This window comes from Shewanella sp. SM32, from assembly GCF_025654235.1.
Classification (GTDB): domain Bacteria; phylum Pseudomonadota; class Gammaproteobacteria; order Enterobacterales; family Shewanellaceae; genus Shewanella; species Shewanella oncorhynchi.
In genome coordinates this window covers 78,149-97,506 of record NZ_JAKKRO010000003.1, presented here as the reverse complement: position 1 = coordinate 97,506, position 19,358 = coordinate 78,149, and the positions used below count along the sequence as shown (strand labels likewise).

Annotated in this window: 20 protein-coding genes; 11 read left to right on the top strand and 9 right to left on the bottom strand. The window is 45.4% G+C overall.

Annotation, left to right across the window (positions count from 1 at the left end; all coding sequences use genetic code 11):
- Positions 1-65 precede the first annotated feature (65 nt).
- A complete protein-coding gene (locus L5M10_RS02105; RefSeq protein ID WP_263254765.1) occupies positions 66-1,007 on the top strand; it encodes a LysR family transcriptional regulator in 942 nt (313 codons plus the stop codon).
- An 82-nt stretch (positions 1,008-1,089) separates the two neighbouring features.
- Here the strand turns inward: L5M10_RS02105 and queF are convergent, their stop codons facing one another.
- Positions 1,090-1,947: an NADPH-dependent 7-cyano-7-deazaguanine reductase QueF gene (gene queF / locus L5M10_RS02100; RefSeq protein ID WP_105249734.1), complete on the bottom strand. Its 858-nt coding sequence runs from the start codon at positions 1,945-1,947 to the stop codon at positions 1,090-1,092.
- Positions 1,948-2,006: 59 nt separating this feature from the next.
- On the opposite strand from queF, the gene syd reads away from it, so the two are divergent.
- A complete protein-coding gene (gene syd, locus L5M10_RS02095; protein ID WP_028760624.1) occupies positions 2,007-2,657 on the top strand; it encodes a SecY-interacting protein in 651 nt (216 codons plus the stop codon).
- Positions 2,658-2,752: 95 nt separating this feature from the next.
- Here syd and L5M10_RS02090 read toward each other — a convergent pair whose 3' ends face one another.
- Entirely contained in the window at positions 2,753-3,526 is a 774-nt protein-coding gene (locus tag L5M10_RS02090; RefSeq protein ID WP_105249732.1) for a Zn-ribbon-containing protein, read from the bottom strand.
- The gene (locus L5M10_RS02085; RefSeq protein WP_263254764.1) at positions 3,526-3,909 is read right to left on the bottom strand and encodes a hypothetical protein; all 384 of its coding nucleotides are present in this window, start codon (positions 3,907-3,909) and stop codon (positions 3,526-3,528) included. Before L5M10_RS02085 ends, L5M10_RS02090 begins: the two co-directional genes overlap by 1 nt.
- Before the next feature lie 164 nt (positions 3,910-4,073).
- Between L5M10_RS02085 and L5M10_RS02080 the strand changes: the two genes are divergently transcribed.
- Positions 4,074-4,481, top strand: coding sequence for a DUF3192 domain-containing protein (locus L5M10_RS02080; RefSeq protein WP_028760621.1), 408 nt, complete (start codon positions 4,074-4,076; stop codon positions 4,479-4,481).
- Positions 4,482-4,492: 11 nt separating this feature from the next.
- On the opposite strand, the gene L5M10_RS02075 is transcribed toward L5M10_RS02080, so the two are convergent.
- Positions 4,493-4,726 carry a DUF2789 domain-containing protein gene (locus tag L5M10_RS02075; protein WP_263254785.1) on the bottom strand — a complete coding sequence of 78 codons (234 nt, stop codon included), beginning with the start codon at positions 4,724-4,726 and terminating at the stop codon, positions 4,493-4,495.
- 149 nt (positions 4,727-4,875) lie between these two features.
- Here L5M10_RS02075 and L5M10_RS02070 point away from each other — a divergent pair, with 149 nt between their 5' ends.
- Both L5M10_RS02070 and L5M10_RS02065 read left to right on the top strand, forming a co-directional pair.
- The gene (locus tag L5M10_RS02070) at positions 4,876-5,514 is read left to right on the top strand and encodes a GNAT family N-acetyltransferase (RefSeq protein WP_028760619.1); all 639 of its coding nucleotides are present in this window, start codon (positions 4,876-4,878) and stop codon (positions 5,512-5,514) included.
- A complete protein-coding gene (locus L5M10_RS02065) occupies positions 5,507-5,812 on the top strand; it encodes a DUF962 domain-containing protein (RefSeq protein ID WP_105249730.1) in 306 nt (101 codons plus the stop codon). The genes L5M10_RS02070 and L5M10_RS02065 overlap by 8 nt, the downstream gene beginning before the upstream one ends.
- A gap of 1,747 nt (positions 5,813-7,559) precedes the next feature.
- Here the strand turns inward: L5M10_RS02065 and L5M10_RS02060 are convergent.
- Together L5M10_RS02060 and L5M10_RS02055 are read right to left on the bottom strand one after the other, a co-directional pair.
- On the bottom strand, positions 7,560-7,946 hold the full coding sequence (locus L5M10_RS02060) for a DUF3301 domain-containing protein (RefSeq protein WP_105249728.1): 387 nt from the start codon (positions 7,944-7,946) through the stop codon (positions 7,560-7,562).
- The gene (locus L5M10_RS02055) at positions 7,943-8,956 is read right to left on the bottom strand and encodes a DUF3549 family protein (protein ID WP_263254763.1); all 1,014 of its coding nucleotides are present in this window, start codon (positions 8,954-8,956) and stop codon (positions 7,943-7,945) included. The genes L5M10_RS02060 and L5M10_RS02055 overlap by 4 nt, the downstream gene beginning before the upstream one ends.
- Positions 8,957-9,119: 163 nt before the next feature.
- Here L5M10_RS02055 and L5M10_RS02050 point away from each other — a divergent pair, with 163 nt between their 5' ends.
- Positions 9,120-9,440, top strand: coding sequence for a YqcC family protein (locus L5M10_RS02050; protein ID WP_028760615.1), 321 nt, complete (start codon positions 9,120-9,122; stop codon positions 9,438-9,440).
- Positions 9,427-10,272, top strand: coding sequence for a tRNA pseudouridine(65) synthase TruC (gene truC, locus L5M10_RS02045; RefSeq protein WP_263254762.1), 846 nt, complete (start codon positions 9,427-9,429; stop codon positions 10,270-10,272). Before L5M10_RS02050 ends, truC begins: the two co-directional genes overlap by 14 nt.
- 121 nt (positions 10,273-10,393) lie before the next feature.
- On the opposite strand, the gene L5M10_RS02040 is transcribed toward truC, so the two are convergent.
- Positions 10,394-10,588: a hypothetical protein gene (locus L5M10_RS02040; RefSeq protein ID WP_131523808.1), complete on the bottom strand. Its 195-nt coding sequence runs from the start codon at positions 10,586-10,588 to the stop codon at positions 10,394-10,396.
- Between the two features lie 121 nt (positions 10,589-10,709).
- Between L5M10_RS02040 and L5M10_RS02035 the strand changes: the two genes are divergently transcribed.
- The 4 genes from L5M10_RS02035 (at position 10,710) to L5M10_RS02020 (ending at position 15,762) form a co-directional block, all read left to right on the top strand.
- Positions 10,710-11,174 carry a flavodoxin gene (locus L5M10_RS02035; RefSeq protein ID WP_263211522.1) on the top strand — a complete coding sequence of 155 codons (465 nt, stop codon included), beginning with the start codon at positions 10,710-10,712 and terminating at the stop codon, positions 11,172-11,174.
- On the top strand, positions 11,126-12,607 hold the full coding sequence (locus tag L5M10_RS02030) for a PTS transporter subunit EIIC (protein ID WP_263211520.1): 1,482 nt from the start codon (positions 11,126-11,128) through the stop codon (positions 12,605-12,607). Before L5M10_RS02035 ends, L5M10_RS02030 begins: the two co-directional genes overlap by 49 nt.
- A 165-nt stretch (positions 12,608-12,772) precedes the next feature.
- Positions 12,773-13,639 (top strand): formyltetrahydrofolate deformylase, encoded by an 867-nt coding sequence (purU, locus tag L5M10_RS02025; RefSeq protein ID WP_012088721.1) that lies wholly within the window; start codon positions 12,773-12,775, stop codon positions 13,637-13,639.
- Between the two features lie 191 nt (positions 13,640-13,830).
- Positions 13,831-15,762: an HD domain-containing phosphohydrolase gene (locus L5M10_RS02020; RefSeq protein WP_263254761.1), complete on the top strand. Its 1,932-nt coding sequence runs from the start codon at positions 13,831-13,833 to the stop codon at positions 15,760-15,762.
- A gap of 134 nt (positions 15,763-15,896) precedes the next feature.
- Here the strand turns inward: L5M10_RS02020 and dapD are convergent, their stop codons facing one another.
- Entirely contained in the window at positions 15,897-16,721 is an 825-nt protein-coding gene (gene dapD, locus L5M10_RS02015; protein ID WP_028760609.1) for a 2,3,4,5-tetrahydropyridine-2,6-dicarboxylate N-succinyltransferase, read from the bottom strand.
- Positions 16,722-16,742: 21 nt separating this feature from the next.
- Positions 16,743-19,328, bottom strand: a complete 2,586-nt coding sequence (glnD, locus tag L5M10_RS02010; protein ID WP_263254760.1) for a bifunctional uridylyltransferase/uridylyl-removing protein GlnD — start codon at positions 19,326-19,328, stop codon at positions 16,743-16,745.
- Positions 19,329-19,358 lie beyond the last annotated feature (30 nt).

The following is a 19,358-nucleotide window of genomic DNA, read 5'->3' as shown; positions in this document are numbered from 1 at the left end:
TGTATTTAGATAACTCGAGTTAGCTTGGGTTGTAATATTCATATAGTGAATGAGTGCACTCCCTTATGCCGACACGAAAGCCATTAGATTTAAATTTATTACGCGTGTTTATGGTGGTTTACCGTACTCGTTCATTCACCCAAGCGGCACAGGAGTTAGATTTAACTCAGTCTTCCGTGAGTAATGCGATAAGTCGGTTCAGGGCTTGGGTCGGGGAGTCGCTGTTTAATCGAGTTGGACGGGGAATTGAGCCAACGGCGGTGGCACGGGAGATGTACCGTAAATTTGAGCAGCCCATGGCGGATATTGAAACCGTATTGTTGGGGTTTGAGCATTTTGATCCCACCTCGAGCCAGCGGCGTTTTTATGTATATGCTAATGAGTCGGTTATCGAAGCGCTGCAATCAGGCGTGCAGGCTTTGTTACAGAATGCGGATATTGAAGTCATTTTCCGCGAGTCACCGCCGCAGGAGGATGAGCTATATCGCGATATTTTGCTTGAGCGGGTCGCCGTTGCCATAGACATTAAGCCCGCGCAGCAAAGTTTGCTCTCGAGCAAATTGCTCTTTACCGAAAATTTAGTTTGTATCGCCAGTCGGCAGCATCCTCGTATTCAAGGTGCTATCACCCATGGGCAGTATTTTGAGGAGAAACACGTCTTTTTAAATATGCGGCGTTTTAATTTGACTGCAGGGGATTTGTTTACCGAAGGCGTGTTACCAAGGCGCAAAATGTACAGTGAGCAATCATCTTTATTGAGTATGTTTGCAACTGTCGGCAAAAGTGAGGCGATAGGCATAGCGCCTTTGCGGTACGCCAGTCAGTACGCTGAGATGTTCGGCTTACAGATTTTACCTATGCCCCTGAAAACTCGGCCAATTGATTTGTATATGGTGTGGAGCAGTAAATATACCCAAAACCCGAGCCACCAATGGCTACGGCGTTTATTGCTCAATGCGAGTGCAAACACTGTGAATAAAAAAGCTCTGAATCTAGCGAGCAGCTAGGGCTAGCGATTCAGAGCTTTGTTGCAGTTTTTAAACCTTATTTTCTATCTCAGATTGTTAATCTAATCGCCTAGGAAGGTCATTACTGTCTTGCGAGTCTGTGGCTTTCACCAGGTTGCTCGAAGTCACTGCGATAAGGGTTGATATCTAAACCACCGCGACGCGTGTAGCGGGCGTAAACCGTCAATTTAGTGCAATGACAGAAACGTTTTAAATCGACGAAAATTCGCTCGACACATTGCTCGTGGAATTCGTTATGTTGGCGGAAAGAAATCAAATAGCGCAGCAGTTTCTCGCGATCGATTTTAGGGCCTTGATAACGGATCATCACGCTGCCCCAATCGGGTTGCGAAGTGATCAAACAGTTGGATTTCAGCAGGTTTGAATTAAGCGTTTCCGCGACCGTTTGCTTATCGTCTGTACTGTTAACTAAGTAATCAGGATTAAAACTATAATCGCTGACTTCAATATCGAGATCGTCAATACAAGTGCCAGGCAACTCAATAATACGCTGAATACCAAAGCTTTTGGGCTCGATAATCTTAACGCTAACATCACCTTGAGCACACTGACTTAAGTCTTGCACTAAGGTTTTTTGCAGTGAATCTAGGCTATCAAACTTGGTTTGATTAAAGCTATTGAGATACAGTTTGAACGATTTCGACTCAATCAGATTCAGGCTTTCATAGCTTAAATGAAATTCAGCTATGGCCACCATAGGCTTACCTTTGGCATTTAACCAAGACAGCTCATAACCCGTCCAGATATCGGCACCATGAAACGGTAACGTCCCAGTGAGTGCAATAGCATTACGGTTTAGTGAGCGTGGAACCCCTTGCAGCAGCGACGCATCATACTCGGCTTGGTAGTCGGTGGCTTTACCTAAAGTCAGGCCAACAAGCGCTTGCGCATCACTATAGGGATCGTGATTCTGTGTCATCAATACTGTTTCCATGTCAAAATAGGCGCACATTATACCTGAAATTGGATTGTGCTTAAGTGTCTTGTCTGCCCGCACTCGATAAATTTTTGCAAAACTATCATCAAGCTTACTTAACGAGTTTAGGTGAACTACCGCGTTATTACCCACAGGGTGAGCCTTCTGTGTGTATTCAAGGCGAATTTCAACCGGATCTTGAACAGGCCGTTTCTTGGCAGCCAGTGAAACGCAAAGTTGAAGGCAGTTTCGCCAATGTAGAGCATGCACTGGAGTTAACTTTATGGCCAGAGATCAATGATTTTTACGGTCATTATTTCTCCGCCCCAGTATTATTTGACTCTAAGTGGGGCACTGGGGAGTTACTGCAAGTCTGGAATGATGACGATTTTAACTGCCTGCAACAAAACTTGATTGGTCATCTGATGATGAAGAAAAAACTGAAGCAGTCACCGACTTGGTTTATCGGTCTGTTAGATGAGGGAGATAAAATGCTCACCATCAATAACAGTGATGGTAGCGTATGGATTGAAATCCCTGGTGAAGTGCAATCTGAGCAATTGTCCTCGAGTTTGACTGCGTTTATCGAAGCATTATCGCCACGGATAGCACCACCCGTTAAACATGAAGAACTACCTATGCCCGCATTAGAACATCCTGGTATTTTCGCCAGTTTTAAACGTATGTGGCAAAACCTTTTCGGTAAACGTTAACTTCTGTGATCGACATTTTTATTCTCAACCTAAGTATTAACTCAACCTAAGCGTGGCTTATCTTAGGTTGAGTTTTGCAAGGGGATAAACAGATGTTATTGATGATCCCAAGACAGATTCGACACTATGCGGCAAGGCTCGCAGCGAAAATGGAACATATCCAATAAAGGTTCATCGAGTTTCCAATCATGACTGCCACAACGTGGGCAAGGTCGCGTTTTTTCTGTGGCTAAATCTTGGCCGCCAACGCGATATAAGTAGTAATAGGTCGGGATCTGAGTGAGATATTCGATACGACCGCGCAAATCCCAACCTCTGCGAAATAAATCACTGTCAGGACTCGATAATTCCTCTAGCGCGGCAAATTCTGCCTTAGTGGCCGCTGCCATTTGCAGCTCGTCGCAGGCTTGCCATTCGCTCTGCCAACGGATAATACGTTTATGATCGCCATTAAAGGTTGCGGGTATACGGTACAGGGGAATGGGCAATAAATTGTCGCCGCTGCGTAGGGGCGAGCACATATGCACAAAACTGGTGTATAGCAGTTGCCAGCTGGGTGTTTCGGTATTACTTACTTCAGAATTGATATCCTGACCAATAAACTTTTCCCGCGGCGCGAGTAGTTTAGCGTCGGTTAATTCTACTAAGGCTTTTTTGACCCAAGGGCTGTGATATTTGTGCGCTAAACTGCTTTTCTCTGGCATCAATAAACGCACTCTAAACTCACCGTCATTAAAGGCGACCGCAAATTCTCGTCCTAAGATTTGGCCATTAGCTCGATAGGCTTCAAGGAGCTGATTAATGGCCTTCTCGGCGGCAGATATCGTGGTGTCGGCGAAGCATTCGAAGCGCAGTTCAGTAACAAACATTAAGCTGTTTTTCCTTGGATTTCTAATAAGTTGATGCGTTGTTTAAGTTCAAGCAGTTCGTTTTTTAATTGCATTATTTCTGTTTTTTGCTGCTCAGCATGACGTTCAAAATACGCCTGTTGTATCTGCAGGCGCTCGGCGAGCACTGCAAGGGTTAAGGTATCGTTAGTTGCGGGAGTGTCAATTGTAGGGCTGATAGTTTGCAACTCAGCTAAACGCTCGCGATCCGCCTTAGGCATAGATTTAAATTGCTGTAAGCCTTGGATCAATATAGGTAAAGGTAGGCTACTACCTAAACGGGTTTTAATTAAGGCAAGGCTCGGTACTTTACCGCAGGCTTCGAGCGAACGTGCGGCCGCTAATACTTGGTCAAGGGGACTCATAATTAGCAAAATTCCTTAATTTGTTGAATTGTTTAAACCAATTTTAAAATAATAATTATTTTTTTCATTTAAAAACAATGTGTTGTCTTGTGGCATTTATTTTGCTTATTGTCCAGCCGAAATACCATTTTTTAAGCTTCAATAATAATTACACAGGATGTCACATGATGAACCATAAATTGAATAACAAACTTATCGCCATCACTTTTTTAGGGCTCGCAAGCTTAGGTCTTAGCGGCTGCGTGGTCAATGTCGGTGATGGAGAATCGGGCTGGGATAGCAGCGAATCTTGGGAGAAAGTGCAGGATAAAAATCGCACTAACTTAACCAAACTGAGCTTAGGCATGCCTAAAGACCAAGTGATGATCTTAATGGGCACCGCTGATTTTAGTGAAGCCTATATTCAACAAAGTGCTCAACAAGGTGAAGCCAATAAAGAAGTCTTAGTGTTGTTTTATCGTACCCAGCGTAATAATGGCGATGGAAAAACCACTAAGGATGAATGCACGCCTATCGTGCTGAGCAACAATGCCTTAGTGGGTTGGGGTGAAACGGCTTACGGTAAAATCTGAACCAACGAGTCTTATCGTTTACGTAGCTGAGTGTCTAATTGCTCAATGGGCTCAGTCCAGAGGGCATCGGCTTCTAAACCTTCAATGATAAAGCTCTTTTGGGCAGGGGTCCAAAAGGGCGCTTGGCTTAAATGGATGTGATGGTCGATATCATGGGTTGCAATAAACTGCGCTATGGCCTCTTCGCTACTGTCTAAACCGAGTTGCTCAAACAAGTGGCTTAAGTCTACTGGAGTTGTATCCATCATTATTTCCTTTTCAGTATAGTGCCTTCGTTTAGAGTAAGCGCCTGATTGAAAAATGCAATCTATGATTAAAATTTGCACTTTTTAGTTTCCTTGGTAGATTAACAGTTACGCATAAAAAGTGTGAGCTAAGTCAAGGAATGCTAACGATGGACAATGAAATTCTGGAGGACTGCCGTGCAGTCTATTTGACAGCGGAAGACTTACGCATTGCCGCTTCTATTCTCTATAACGCTTACCATGATGATCCTTTTTTTGTCGATTCACTCTTTACCTCAGACAAAGCCGCTTATGAGCAAAAATTGCGCGCCGCAATTAGGGAAGAACTCAATACGTTATGGCAACAAAAACAAGCCCTCATTGGTTTATTCGACCATGAAAGACTCTTTGGGTTAGCCTGTGTAGTTACTCAAGAAGTGCCTTTAGGGGAAGGGCGTTATTGGCATTGGCGCTTAAAGATGTTGTTAGGTACAGGTTGGCAATCGACTCAAGCACTAATGAACAAAGAGTCCAGTATTATTGAACTTTTACCCAGTAAGCACTGCGGTATTTTGCAGTTTATTGCTCTTGCACCAAATGAACAGCACAAAGGACTTGGACATAAGTTAGTGCAAGCTGTGGTGAGTTGGTGTGATGAGCAGCCTGATTTGGATGGCATTGGTGTGTTTATCGCTCAGGAGAACCACTTGCAACTGTTTACTCAGCATGACTTTGTATCCATAGGCGAGCTGAGTATTGGCAGTGTCCATGGCCAGCTTTTATTCTATTCGGTTCAACAAGATGACTAACTCTTATAAACGTTTCGCCGATTTTTATCCTTTCTATTTATCCCAACACCAGCACCCGACTTGTCGGCAATTACACTTTGTTGGCAGTTGTTTAGTTCTGCTGCTGATTGGCATTGCCTTGGTTTCACAAGCCTGGTGGCTATGTTGGTTTATTCCTATTGTTGGCTACGGTTTTGCGTGGGTGGGACACTTCGTATTTGAGAAGAATCGACCCGCGACATTTCAGTATCCCTTTTACAGTTTGATGGCAGATTGGGTGATGTTTGCTCAGATGATCCGCCGCTTTTTTAAACGTTAAAAAAATTGCCCGAGTGAGATGCCCATGCCCGTGTGAGAGATCGCTTACAAACGTTGTAGGACATAATGTTTTCTTTTTGATTGTTTTTTGTCCTGCAGTATTTAATTTTAAATAGAATCATTGGGTTGTATTTATTTTTCTTTGGTTGGTCCGTAATTAATTTTGTAGTCCGTTCTTTGAGCCGAACAAAAACGTTAGGGTTAACGTAGAATTCACTCATGGCCAAAGCAAATGGATAGCAAGGAAAGCGAAACAGGCCAAAGGGACGCAAGAAGCAACGAATTAAGATTTCAAGGTTGAAATCGCTGACGGTAGGAAAACTGTCATTCGCCTCGGATAGGCTAAGGAAAAGCAAGATTGCTTTTCAAGGATGATTAGGGACAGTGATTTGTATCGTCAGGATGATGAATTTCAGGAAGAATACAGGACACGCTTAAGGATTAAGCATGAACTCGAAACAGGATGTGTCGAGATAAGGATAAAGTATAAGGGTGAACAGCTTGTACTAATCTATGGAAAATAAATTTTGCAGGATGCAATAGGAATACGTCATAGGAAATGACAGGCTCTGTAGAAAGGATTTACAGGTCAAGGGACTGAGTGTTATCTCACGTAAGTTTGACACACAGGGACGAAAAGGGATTACAGGGACGACGCAGGACGCAAGCAGACGCATGGATGGTGCAGGGAGCACAAATCGAGCAGGACGGCTTACAAAGGATAAATGGGGCGCACTTTAGTTGCGCCCTTTTCTTTGGTTCATTTTCAGCATTAATCTGGCTTTGCCAAGCTATAACGCTATTCACACAGACTTTATCTTAACGCTGCTTAAAGACATCTTGCCGTAAAACATGTTTACCAGTCTTACTTCTCTTATTGCTAAATGATTTATTCTCTGTGTTCTCTTTGCCGGTGATGCGTCGGAATGCTTGTTTAACTTTGAAGCTAGTGGTTTATGCACAAGGTCGTCAAGGGAGAAAATCTAGTACTTGCTTACTTTTGATTCGAATTGCCATCCTCCGTGTAAGAGATCTCTTACAAATATGTAAGTAATTTGTAAGTCTAAAGGGTGGTTATGTCTTGGGGCTGGTTATTATTTTCATTTACATCAGTAAGTTAGTCTATTTTTTGTCAGTTGAACTCACCATCTTCGTTAACATTTTAAATAATCCACAATGAGTACTTTCGTTGGTTGGCGTAGAATTCATCTTGTAGGAGGAATTGCGGGCAACAGGATGTTGGCGATCAGGATGATCGAACAGTGACTAAGGAATGTGACTTAAGGAAAGATAGGGATATAGGCCTTTCAGGATGAAAGAGAGCCAATGCCAAGGAAGGGAGACTATCAAGGATTGATAGACTCATTGCATAGGATGGCAATGGCACAGGGAGTGCAATTGAAATTGAATGGATGCAATACCCGTTTCATGGATGATGATGGAACCGCTCAGGAAAGAGCAAGCTTGGAACTGGATGACCAAGAGATAGGGAAGTACATGAGTACAAGGACCTCAAGGATTGAGCAGGGATGAAGCAGGACGCAGATTGACGCATGGATGGTGCAGGGAGCACAAAAATAGCGGGATAGTTTAACAGAGAATAGGAGGGCGTGGCTTTAGGGCCGCGCCCTTTCTTTTTTAACTTTTACAGTGAGTTATTTTTTAGCCGTATTTACGATAAAAAAGAATGATGTCTTGCTCTCTATGTTGGCTCACATTTTATTTGAGCCAACATTGTCGATAAAAGCTTAATGGCATTTGCCTGAGTTGCAACCACTTTGCGTACCACACCCGCCAAACTTACCCTGTGACGTTGGGGCTTCATGCCATTCAGGCTCAGGGAAGATAGGCCATTCAATCTTTTGAATTTTCTTGCCTTGCATCCAAATATGGCCACGGTATTGGTTAATGCCGTCGGTGCTGAATTCAAATAAATATTTCGCCTTCCAGCAGATCCCCGTCGTGCCGCCAATGCTAGGGCGGGCAGTTTCCATGGCAATGGCTAACAGTTGAACTTTTTGTCGCCAACATTCTTTTTCGGCAAAAATACGGCTCAACTCTGCCATTTGGCGTAGTTGCCAAAAGAATGCGGCAATCACGACGAGGCCAATAATTAACAGTAAATCTGACATCATTTGCTAGCTGCCTTAAACAAACCACCTATGGCTTGTGATAGTTGAACACTTCGATTGGGATTTCTTAATTCGCCTAGTAGTTGATTGCGCAAACTAGGAATAGCCACAATATCAGCAAAGACCTGATTAAAAAAGGCTTGGGGCTGCAGTGCCAGAGCTTCTAAGTAAAGACTGCGACTTGAATCTTGTTTTAATACCGACCAGTTACGTCCGGCAATGCTGATGAGGGCATTGGTATCTAAAGAGGATTGGCCGTGTAGATGCGCAAACGCTTTTTGGCTGTGTTTGGCGCTAGAAGCCAAAGCGCGAAGGAAATAGGCTTGGTGCTCTGGCGCTGCGTCTTGAAATTTCGCGAGAATCTTATCGGCGAGTGTGTCGCTAAGCAGTAAGTGTTCAAGACATTGACATAGGGCGATTTGCACTTCGATGGCGGCTGTATCAAAACTCGATACCAAGTGCTGCTCATGATCAAATTCTTTTGTGCGTACACACACATCGGCTATGCCTTGCATTCCAATATGTTGCCACTGTGATGGGGCTACTTGGCCTGACAGATATTGCACGGCAAACTCGTATTGTGATGAAGCGCGTTGGCCAAGTTGTTTACGAACGAGTGCGTTAAATACGGCCAGTTTTTCCTGGCTTGGCTTGAAGTTAAACGGATTATTTGCGAGTCGTTCTTGCTGCTCATCACTAAGTGGCTGAGTGGGATCTTGCCCTAATGCCGCTAATATCATTTCGATAAATTGTGAGCGCGGTGCAGGCGACAGTAATCCTTGCTCATCTAACGCCAGTTTTAGAAACCAAATAAAGTGTTGCTGACTCGCATCCCAAAAGACGATAGCAAATTGTGCATGCCCTTGAATGGGATAAGGATAAGGGGCTAACAGAGATTCGATTTGGTGAAATGCGAGCATATCAATATGTTGCACCCTACGGCCAAGATCATACACTTGGAACTGGGTTTTGGCTGTGGTTAAAAACTGGCTTAAAGTTGTAATTTCAGTCATTTGGCTGCCATATCAATCAAAGAGGCTCAATAAATTGGCGCCATTATAGGGGGAAGTGCGTCTGGATGGTATGATTGCGGCACTTTAATCGACCTATTCGGCCAGTGAATTGTGGGGAGTTCTTGAATCACACAGGGCTAACATGAGAATGGATCTGAAAGCTATGTTATACAGTCAAACCCAAGCTAAATTGGCTCAGATTACCCACGCGCTGCAAGCGGCCGAGTTGTGGTCTGAGCAAGCGCCTTCTGCCGCTGCAATGGCAAGCACAGCACCTTTTGCCTGTGATCTTATGCCCCTTGAGCAGTGGCTGCAGTTTATTTTGCTGCCTAGAATGCAGACTTTAATCGAAACGGGGGCGCCATTGCCGACTCAAATTGCGATTGCCCCTATGGCTGAACATGTTTGGCTGGATATGCCACCGCGCCAAACTTTAATTAGCCTATTGAATGAATTGGATATGTTGTTAAATGAATCAAGATGATATCTGGCTTGAAACGCCTGAAAATGCAGTGAATGTATCCCAAGAGGATGATTCAGAAGAGCAGGCGCCTGAGATTGAAATTCTTTATGAAGATGAGCATTTAGTGGCAATTCATAAACCCGCAGGCTTATTGGTCCACCGCAGTTATTTAGCGCGTCGGGAGCGATTTTTTGCCATGCAGCTGACCCGTGACTTAGTGGGCTGTCATGTGTTTCCTGTACATCGTCTCGACAGGCCGACATCCGGCGTGCTCTTGTTTGCCAAGAGTAGTGAAGTGGCCAATGCTCTGTGTGAGCAATTTGCCTCCCATACGGTTGAAAAACAATATCTGGCTTTAGTGCGCGGTAATATGCATGAGAGCGGTGTTTTAGATTATGCGCTTAAGGTTGAGTTGGATGAATTAGGCGATAAGAATGCCGATCCTAACAAAGCCGCGCAGGAGGCTGTGACGGCGTATGAGCCGTTACTCAATACTGAAATTCCGTATCAGTCAGGCCGATATCCCACTAGCCGATTCGCACTGGTACGCTTGAGTCCTAAAACGGGGCGTAAGCATCAGCTCAGAAGGCATATGGCACATTTACGCCACCCCATCGTCGGTGATACCACCCATGGCGATGGTAAGCAAAATGCATTTTTTCGTGAGCATTTCAGTATTAATCGCCTGTGGCTTATCGCAAAAAAACTCACCTTTACACATCCAATAACTCAAACTCGGCTCAGCATAGAAACCGAGCTTGAGTCCGAGTGGGAAACTGTGTTTGCCGAGCTAGGTTGGGATGAGGCGACCTTGAGTCAGCAAGCAGAGTTATTCATCGCCCAAGAGGCGTGAACAGCAAGCGGCCAATGCTTGATATGGTGATATCAACTTAGCCGCGTGAATAAAATTAAGAGCATTCACTTTGTTTTGTTATTGAAACTAAAGTCATCGAATTTAAAACGAGGTGGATTGCTTAATCGAGGAGTTGTGGCGTTTGTGCTGTTTGTGGCCGCAGCTCTTGCATCATAACGGCTAAGGTTGAGAATCCAGACGTGAGTGCAAGTGGCAATATGAGATTTTGCTGGGCGGAGTGGAAGTAGTTTTTACGTCGAATATGGGTTGTTTTGTGGTGCTGCTTGAGGTGTTTTTGGCGGGTGGACTGTCGCATTAGATATTTTCTCACGCTCAATGGCTTGATTTATAAAAAATTTGCGCCTTAGCTTGCTCATACGCTGAACAATAAAGTAAGGTCAGCCTAATAAGGTTTGCAACGCGATGTGGAGTGTATCATGAAAAACGTGAATCTGGTGTTTGGCACTGTATATGGTAGTGCACAATTTGCCGCTGAAACCCTAGAGAAAGAAATGCAAGTTTTAGGTTATGATGTCACATTGTGGCAACCTAATGAGGTAGCAAGCTTTATTCCTCCTCAGGATGAATTGTTAGTGGTGGTGACTTCGACGACCGGACAAGGGGACTTACCCGATGATATTCAGTCTTGGTATCATAATCTTAAACATCTAGCACCCTATTTACCTGAGCTTAGATACAGTGTGATAGCTCTAGGTGATTCAAGTTATGAGACTTTCTGCGGTGCAGGTAAGTCTGTAGATGCACTCTTGAGTGAACTTGGCGCTAAGCCGCTGGTGGAATTACTCGAAATTGATGCCTGTGAAACCATGGAACCTGAGGTTGAAGCGATAAAATGGCTAGAACGCTGGAATCAAGTCGTCAAAACCGAGCTCGTCGCTTAGGTAGTTTCGTCAATCTACAGTGGTTTAAATTTGCCCAGCGCTTAAGCCAAGCGCTGCTTATTCCTATTGCCATTTTACCCGCCGCTGGGGTTATGCTCGGCTTAACTGTTAGTCCGATTCCTTTTATGCCCGAAGAGCTGACAGTGCTGATGCTGGCGGTGGGCAAACTCATTTTCGCCATTATGCCGATGTTATTTGCCGTGGCTGTCGCTATTGGTTTTTGTCGCGATCAAGGCATTGCCGCCTTTTCGGCAGTGTTTGGTTATGGGGTGATGACGGCGACGTTAGCCGCACTGGCCGATTTGTATCGACTTCCAACCCAACCTTTATTAGGAATGGATACCTTAGATACTGGAATTGCAGGTGGCATGATGCTCGGTGGTATCACTTGCCTCGCAGTCCGTTGGAGTCAATATATTCGCTTGCCTGCGATTTTCTCTTTCTTCGAGGGACGTCGCAGTGCATCTTTACTTATTATTCCCCTAGCGATGAGCCTAGGTTATGTACTCGCCCATGTGTGGCCACCCTTAGCTTTATTGATTGAGCTCGTATCCGACTGGGCGGTTTATCAAAAACCCGCCATCGCCTTTGGCGTTTATGGCGCATTAGAGCGGTTACTTATTCCCCTTGGCTTACATCATATTTGGAATGCGCCTTTTTACTTAGAGGTGGGCCAATATCAGTTATTGGGGCATGAAGTCGTTCGTGGTGAGGTGGCGCGCTATTTAGCGGGCGATCCGCAGGCAGGAAACCTTGCCGGTGGTTATCTGATTAAAATGTGGGGATTACCGGCGGCTGCACTGGCAATGTGGCGCTGCGCAGATCCCTCAGAGCGGAATCGCGTGGCGGGTATTATGCTCTCGGCGGGGGCGGCAAGTTGGTTAACTGGGGTGACTGAACCTATCGAATTTGCTTTTATGTTTGTGGCGCCGATTCTATTTATTATTCACGCCTTACTCACTGGGCTCGCTTATTTTGTCTGTATTATGCTGGATATTCACCACAGCATAGTATTCTCCCAAGGGCTGGTGGACTTTACGCTGCTATTTCCATTGTCCCGTAATGCCAGCTGGTTTATTTTCCTCGGACCTTTGACCGCCATCATATATTACCTGTTGTTTAGGTTGAGTATTTTAGCATTTAATTTGAAAACGCCCGGCAGGCTTGAGCATAACGACAGTAAAGGACCTAAAGAAAGTTTACGGGCGATTATTGCGGCGCTTGGTGGGCGTGACAATATTGTTGAGCTGAATGCCTGTTTGACACGGTTACGCTTGAGCGTGCACAAGCCTGAGTTAGTCAATAAGGTGCGTTTGAGTCAGTTGGGTGCTAAGGGCGTGATCGTTATGGGCAAAGGTGTGCAGGTGGTTTACGGCACTAAGGCCGAAACTTTGCGTAAAGTATTGCAGCGTTACTTAGATACTCGCCGCTAGGATTGTGTTTTTACAAAATTAACTGCTTAATTTTTACATTTTATTGATTCAAGCCTCTGAAATATCATTTTTATTTTCGCATTATAGGATTTTCATGCTGTTCAGCACGATTTGCTATGGCAAACTCGATGTAGGGACAATATAGGAGATCCAACTTTGCAACAAATGACTGAAACTCGCGGTAATACTTCGCCATCCATAGAACGTAAAATCTTACTGACGGATTGCGCCGATGCCCAAGGCCTCATCGCCAAAATCACCAGTGTTTGTTTTACCCATAAACTGAATATCATCAAAAACAGTGAGTTTGTGGATAATGCCCAAGGGCGTTTCTTTATGCGAACTGAGTTAGAGGGCATTTTTAACAGCGAACAGTTATTGCAGGATCTGCGCGACGTGCTGCCTGCTAAGAATCACATGACCTTGGTCAGCGCCGGCAAGAAACGTATTGTGGTGTTAGTGACAAAAGAAGCGCACTGCTTAGGCGATCTGTTGATGAAAGCCTATTACGGTGGTTTAAGTGTCGAGATTGCCGCTGTGGTGGGCAACCATGATGCGCTGCGCGAACTGGCCGAAAAATTTAACATTCCCTTTCATCTGGTGAGTCACGAAGGCTTAGACCGAATTCAACACGAGCAAGCACTGTTGGCTGCGGTATCTCAATACGAACCCGATTATTTAGTCTTGGCTAAGTACATGCGGGTATTAACGCCTGATTTTGTGGCGCAATATCCTAATCGCATCATCAACATTCACCATTCTTTCTTACCAGCCTTTATCGGCGCAGCACCCTATCGCCAGGCTTGGGAGCGCGGGGTGAAAATTATCGGTGCGACGGCGCATTTTGTGAATAATTGCCTCGATGAAGGGCCGATCATCAAGCAGGACGTAATTCCCGTCGATCACAGTTATAGCGCCTTAGAAATGGCGCGTGCAGGGCGCGATGTTGAAAAGAGTGTGCTGAGCAAAGCTCTGCAGTTAGTGCTTAACGAGCAAGTGGTCGTGTACGGCAATAAAACGATCGTCTTCTAAAGCGTAGGCAGTCGCGCTAAGGTAATGACAAGCGTAGCGATAACATGACATTCAGCTCAGCCTATTTTAGCCCGCATATGTCATGGGATCAGCTATCATTATGTTTATTGGAGATTTTATAGTGCTCACATTCGGGCGAATATCACGCTAAAGCGTTTTGCCCATGCTCTAATCAAAGACTGGAGTGCTGGATGTCAACTCGTCAAAGCCTTATCGTTGGAATGAAAGACTTGCCCGATAGTTTGAATTTGTCTTGGGCACAGCTTGATGAGCAATTTCGCGTGCTACGGATGAGCCAAGCCTTTTACAGCCGTTGCAAACGCTCGGCGGCGCAAATCATTAATCAACCCATTAGCCAACTGTTTAGTGCCTTTAATGCCGAGTTGTGCGCCGATATCGTGAGGCGACGTGGGCAAGAGATAGGTTTTCAATTACAAGATCATAGAGGCATACGTGTGCATCTTGCGCTGCATTCTTTGCCTGAAATGGGATGGTATTTGATTCTATCCGACATCAATTTTGAAGATCCGCAGATGAAGGAATTGCATTCGGATTATCGCCGAGCGATTCAAGCCAGCGATGCTTGGCTGCAACACATTGAAGATGTGATTAAATCCTCCCAAGAAGAAGTGTTTAAAGTTGCCGTCTCCAAGGCGATGTCGCTCACTGGCAGTCGATATGGCTTTATTCTGTTGTATAACGAAAAGTTAAAAACACTCACACTCGCCGCGCGTTCTGAGTATCCCCACGCAGAGGCTAATCAAGCCGATTTTGTTGAAGATAATACCCAAGTGTCAGAACTTGAAAGCCGCGTATGGCTCGAATGTGTGCGAGATTATAAGCCGATCATCCAAAACCAAACCGACTCCCAAAGGCGCTTAGGGGATTTGCCCTTAGATAAACTGCTACTTGGAGGGCGTTACTTGGCGGTGCCGATTTTATTTCGCAGTCGCTTAGTGGGCATGCTGTGCGTGGTCGACCGTAATGAGCCTTATAGTCGTAATGATGCGAGATCATTACTGACTTTTGCCAGCATTTTATGGCACAGCATTGAACTACCACGCACATTGCGCGCGGTATCCCGCCAGTCCAAAATCATTAAAGCGCAAAAAGAACAATTATCTCAATCGTTAACCCAGCTTATTAGTGCTATTTCTGAGGCATTAGAACTGAAAGATGCCTATACCGCAGGGCATCAAAAGTCGGTGGCGCAATTAAGTTATTTGATTGGTGAGAAATTAGGTTTAGACCCGCTGCGTTTAGAAGGGCTGAAGATTGGTGCCTTAGTTCATGATATTGGTAAGTTAGCGATTCCATCACAGATCTTGACCAAACCTTCGAAGCTTTCAAAAGAAGAATACGCATTAATACAGACCCATCCACTCCATGGCGCTGAAATTATTGAGGATGTGGAGTTTCCATGGCCCATCAAAGAGATGATTTTACAGCATCATGAGCGGCTCGATGGCTCAGGTTATCCCGCGGGCTTAAAGGATAAGGCGATTTTATATGAGGCGAAAATTATTGCCGTCGCCGATGTTGCCGATTCGATATTGTCCCATAGGCCTTATCGCCCATCGTTAGGGCTGGAGAAAATGACTGAAGTATTGCGTGCGGGTAAAGGGACTCTTTTTGATCCTGAGATAGTCGAAACTTGTTTAGCGATTTTGATTAATCGAGAGTTGAGTATTAGCGATCATATTGGTGCTGCGCCGCTTGAACCTTTAGTCACGATTTCACTCGACCATGAGTTAGTTGATATTAAGCGTTTACTTACGACTGCCCATGCTAAGGTGGCCGTGGTATTGGATGAGCAACATAAGATACTTGGGGTGATCACTAGTCGCTTACTGGAACATTGGTTTAGCCCATTACTTGGCACTGCGGCTGAGCGTGAACTGGATAGGGCATCTTTACATAAAAAAGCCCATCAGATCATGGAGCATTCAGTGCCTATTATCAGTGAGGTGGCCACATCGGAAGATGCATTACTGCAGTTGAATCTTTTGGATTCAGAATATCTTGTGGTGGTGAACAAAGCGCAGCAGCCATTGGGGATTATCGGCTGGCGGGCCATTGCAATGACGAGAAATGCATTCCGTGAAGTAGAGCGTTTGATTTAAGTGTCTTATTAAACACTTTATTTTTAAGCCTGATAATGACAGCGCAACCGTAGGCTAAATTTTACCGACAATAAAAAAGATGCCCTTAGGCATCTTTTTATGGAACTCATGTTATCGAACAAATGCTGTGACTGTTAATCAACAATACGCAGTAATTCGTTGATACCCACTTTACTACGGGTTTTTGCATCCACTTTCTTAACGATAATGGCGGCATAGAGGCTGTATTTGCCACAGGCTGATGGTAGGTTGCCAGAAACAACAACAGAGCCTGCTGGTACACGACCGTAATGCACTTCGCCGGTTTCGCGATCATAAATTCGAGTACTTTGGCCGATATACACACCCATGGAAATCACTGAGCCTTCTTCAACCACGACGCCTTCAACAATCTCAGAACGTGCACCGATAAAGCAGTTATCTTCGATGATGGTTGGGCCCGCTTGTAATGGCTCAAGTACGCCACCAATACCTACGCCGCCAGATAAATGCACGTTTTTACCGATTTGTGCACATGAGCCAACGGTCGCCCAAGTGTCAACCATAGTGCCTTCATCAACATAGGCGCCTAAGTTCACATAGGATGGCATCAACACGGTATTTTTACCTATGAATGAGCCTTTACGTACTGTCGCCGAAGGCACTACACGAATGGCTTCCGCTTTAAAGCGGGCTTCATCATATTCGGCAAATTTTAACGGCACTTTGTCGAAGTATTTGGTTTCGGCGCCATCGATAACTACGTTATCGAAAATACGGAAGGACAGTAATACCGCCTTTTTCAGCCATTGGTGCACATGCCATTGTCCGTCGATTTTCTCGGCGACACGGACTTCACCTTTATCGAGCATATTGATGACATTTTGCACATCGCTGCGCACACCTGCGTCAACTGTGCTTGGTGTGATGTCGGCGCGCGCTTCAAAAGCCGCCTCAATACGTTGGCGTAAAGCCTCCATTTACTTCTCCCACTGGTCTTGTTAATTAACTGATTCGATATTCTTTGCACTCAGGGCACTGATTAAAGCGTCCCTGAGGGTATTCTCTTGGGTTTCGTTAAGTTGCAAGCCATCATTAGTCTGCAGCATAAAAAAGTCTTCGGCTCGCTCACCAATGGTGGTGATTTTGGCCGCGAGTAATGTTGTGTTGCAACGGTAAAAGATATCCCCAACTTTTGCCAGTAATCCTGGCGAATCTAAGGCGATAAGCTCCATCATACTTGTACCATGACGACTGCTTTCGAGGAAACTCACTTGTGTCGGCACATTAAAAGGTTTCATCTTGCGCGATAGTTTTCTAAAGCGCGGCAGTTTTGGGCTGTCGCTCGACAGGGCTTTCTCAAGCGCTTTACGGATACTTTGAATGCGTGAAAGCTGGCTAACGGGCTCACCATCTTGCTCTAAGATCACAAAGGTATCGAGGGCATAATTGTCTTTTGACGTCATGATGTTGGCATCATGGACGTTGATATTTTTATTGTCGAGTACCGCCATCACAGTTGCGAACAATTTAGGTCTGTCTTGGCAATAGACAAATAGCTCAGTACCACCACGGGTGGTGTGTTTGGACACTAAGACTAAGGGCTCATCCTGTTGTTTGTGCTTTAAAATCGCTTCGGCGTGCCACGCGACTTGATTGGGCTGGTGGCGTAAAAAGTAATCTGCCTTAAAACGTTGCCACAGGGCATCGAGATCTTTCTCTTTCAATCCGCGGCGCAGCAGCTCTTTTTTCGCCTTAGCTTGGTATTCACGTACTCTGGCACGAATATCGACGGGTTTTTCTTTACCGCGGGCGAGCACTCTTTGGGTCGAAAAGTACAAGTCGCGTAGCAGTGAGCCTTTCCAGTTGTTCCAGGTTTTTTCGTTGGTGGCGCAGATATCGGCGACGGTTAAGCAGTACAGATAGCTTAAATGCACGGCATCGCGGACTTTATTGGCAAAGTCGGCCACCACATCGGGATCGGAAATATCGCGGCGCTGGGCGGTGACAGACATCACCAGATGATTTTCAACCAGCCAAGCGACTAGACGGCCATCGTGATCGTTTAACCCGTGCAGCTTACAAAAGGCGAGGGCATCGCTTGAGCCCAGTTTACTGTGATCGCCACCGCGGCCTTTGGCGATATCGTGGAAGATAGCGCCTAATACCAGTAAACCTTTTTTAGGCAGTTGGTTGATCAGAATCGAGCCTAAGGGAAATTCTTCCTTTTGTTCTGCTTGGGAAAAACGCTCGATATTGAGTAGTAATCTGTGGGTGTGTTCATCGACCGTATAGGCGTGAAACAGGTCAAACTGCATCTGGCCTTCAATATTTCGCCATGCGGGTAGATAGGCCGATAACACACCGTGTTTATGCATTAAAGACAAAGCAACAATGCCGCGAGGGTGGCGCAGAATTTCCATAAAGGCTTGGCGACAAAGCGGGTTTTCTTGCAAGGCTTGAGATTGCGCGCGTCTTGCTCGGCGCAGCGAACGCAGTGTTGGTGCGTAAATGCCTTTGATGTTGGAGTTTTTAGCGACTAACAAAAACAGCCGGACAATTTCTTCGCCACTATCGAAAAGGTCATCGCTTAGCGCTTCAATAAAAGTGCCGCGGCGCTGGTAGTGTTTATCTATCGATTGAATTTCTAAAGCTTTTGTGTGCCCCAGTGTTGCCCGTTTAAACAGCTGCAGCAACATTTCGTTTAGCTCCATCACTCGGCGTACCGTGCGATAGTAACGTTTCATCATTTGCTCAACAGCAAGCTGGGTGGCGTCTTCATACCCCATAAGCTCGGCAACTTGGCGCTGTACATCAAAGAGTAAGCGATTTTCATCGCGACCGACCACCATGTGCAGGGCAAAGCGTAACTTCCACAAAAAGTGCTGACATTCGAGCAGCTCTTCTAGTTCACCTGGCTCTAAAAAGTCGTATTGGACTAATTCTTCGAGGCGAGCGGCGCCAAAGTGACGCATGGCTACCCAAGCAATGGTTTGAATATCCCTAAGACCACCGGGACAACTCTTGATATTGGGTTCTAAATCGAAGGCACTGGCTCTGGCATGACGGGCATTTTGCTCATCCCGTTTTGCGATAAAAAAATCGCTTGAAGTCCAAAAGTCACTCTGACGAATCGCATCATAAAGTTGATCGAATAAAAATTCGGGCCCTTCGAGCAATCGTGCCTCTAACAGATTAGTGGCTATGGTGATGTCTTCACGGCCGAGAATAATCGTGTCGTTTAACGTACGGACACTGTGGCCGATTTCCAGATTGGCATCCCACAGAAAGGCAATAAACTGACTGAGTGCCGCTTCGGCGGCGGGTGACAAGATATCATTAAACAGGAACAGTAAATCGACATCTGAGTGGGGATGCAGCTCCCCACGGCCATAGCCGCCCACGGCAATCAGGGCAATATCATATTCCCTTAGACCGTGCTGTTCCCAAGCTTGCTTGACAAGGGCATCGACAAATTGACAGCGCTGCGTGACGAGCTCTTCAATCGGGGTTTTAGCCTTAAAACTGGCCAAAAGAATCTGATTCTGTTCGATTAATGATTGTTTAGCGAGCAGAGCTATATTCATCGAGTCCCTTGTTTTTATGTTTTTTAGTGT

Bases quoted from the DNA above. Each gene is read 5' to 3' on its own strand.
- L5M10_RS02105 (WP_263254765.1), top strand. From the start codon at position 66: ATGCCGACACGAAAGCCATTAGATTTAAATTTATTACGCGTGTTTATG.
- queF (WP_105249734.1), bottom strand. From the start codon at position 1,947: ATGACACAGAATCACGATCCCTATAGTGATGCGCAAGCGCTTGTTGGC.
- L5M10_RS02090 (WP_105249732.1), bottom strand. From the start codon at position 3,526: ATGTTTGTTACTGAACTGCGCTTCGAATGCTTCGCCGACACCACGATA.
- L5M10_RS02085 (WP_263254764.1), bottom strand. From the start codon at position 3,909: ATGAGTCCCCTTGACCAAGTATTAGCGGCCGCACGTTCGCTCGAAGCC.
- L5M10_RS02080 (WP_028760621.1), top strand. From the start codon at position 4,074: ATGATGAACCATAAATTGAATAACAAACTTATCGCCATCACTTTTTTA.
- L5M10_RS02075 (WP_263254785.1), bottom strand. From the start codon at position 4,726: ATGGATACAACTCCAGTAGACTTAAGCCACTTGTTTGAGCAACTCGGT.
- L5M10_RS02070 (WP_028760619.1), top strand. From the start codon at position 4,876: ATGGACAATGAAATTCTGGAGGACTGCCGTGCAGTCTATTTGACAGCG.
- L5M10_RS02065 (WP_105249730.1), top strand. From the start codon at position 5,507: ATGACTAACTCTTATAAACGTTTCGCCGATTTTTATCCTTTCTATTTA.
- L5M10_RS02060 (WP_105249728.1), bottom strand. From the start codon at position 7,946: ATGATGTCAGATTTACTGTTAATTATTGGCCTCGTCGTGATTGCCGCA.
- L5M10_RS02055 (WP_263254763.1), bottom strand. From the start codon at position 8,956: ATGACTGAAATTACAACTTTAAGCCAGTTTTTAACCACAGCCAAAACC.
- L5M10_RS02050 (WP_028760615.1), top strand. From the start codon at position 9,120: ATGTTATACAGTCAAACCCAAGCTAAATTGGCTCAGATTACCCACGCG.
- truC (WP_263254762.1), top strand. From the start codon at position 9,427: ATGAATCAAGATGATATCTGGCTTGAAACGCCTGAAAATGCAGTGAAT.
- L5M10_RS02040 (WP_131523808.1), bottom strand. From the start codon at position 10,588: ATGCGACAGTCCACCCGCCAAAAACACCTCAAGCAGCACCACAAAACA.
- L5M10_RS02035 (WP_263211522.1), top strand. From the start codon at position 10,710: ATGAAAAACGTGAATCTGGTGTTTGGCACTGTATATGGTAGTGCACAA.
- L5M10_RS02030 (WP_263211520.1), top strand. From the start codon at position 11,126: ATGGCTAGAACGCTGGAATCAAGTCGTCAAAACCGAGCTCGTCGCTTA.
- purU (WP_012088721.1), top strand. From the start codon at position 12,773: ATGACTGAAACTCGCGGTAATACTTCGCCATCCATAGAACGTAAAATC.
- L5M10_RS02020 (WP_263254761.1), top strand. From the start codon at position 13,831: ATGTCAACTCGTCAAAGCCTTATCGTTGGAATGAAAGACTTGCCCGAT.
- dapD (WP_028760609.1), bottom strand. From the start codon at position 16,721: ATGGAGGCTTTACGCCAACGTATTGAGGCGGCTTTTGAAGCGCGCGCC.
- glnD (WP_263254760.1), bottom strand. From the start codon at position 19,328: ATGAATATAGCTCTGCTCGCTAAACAATCATTAATCGAACAGAATCAG.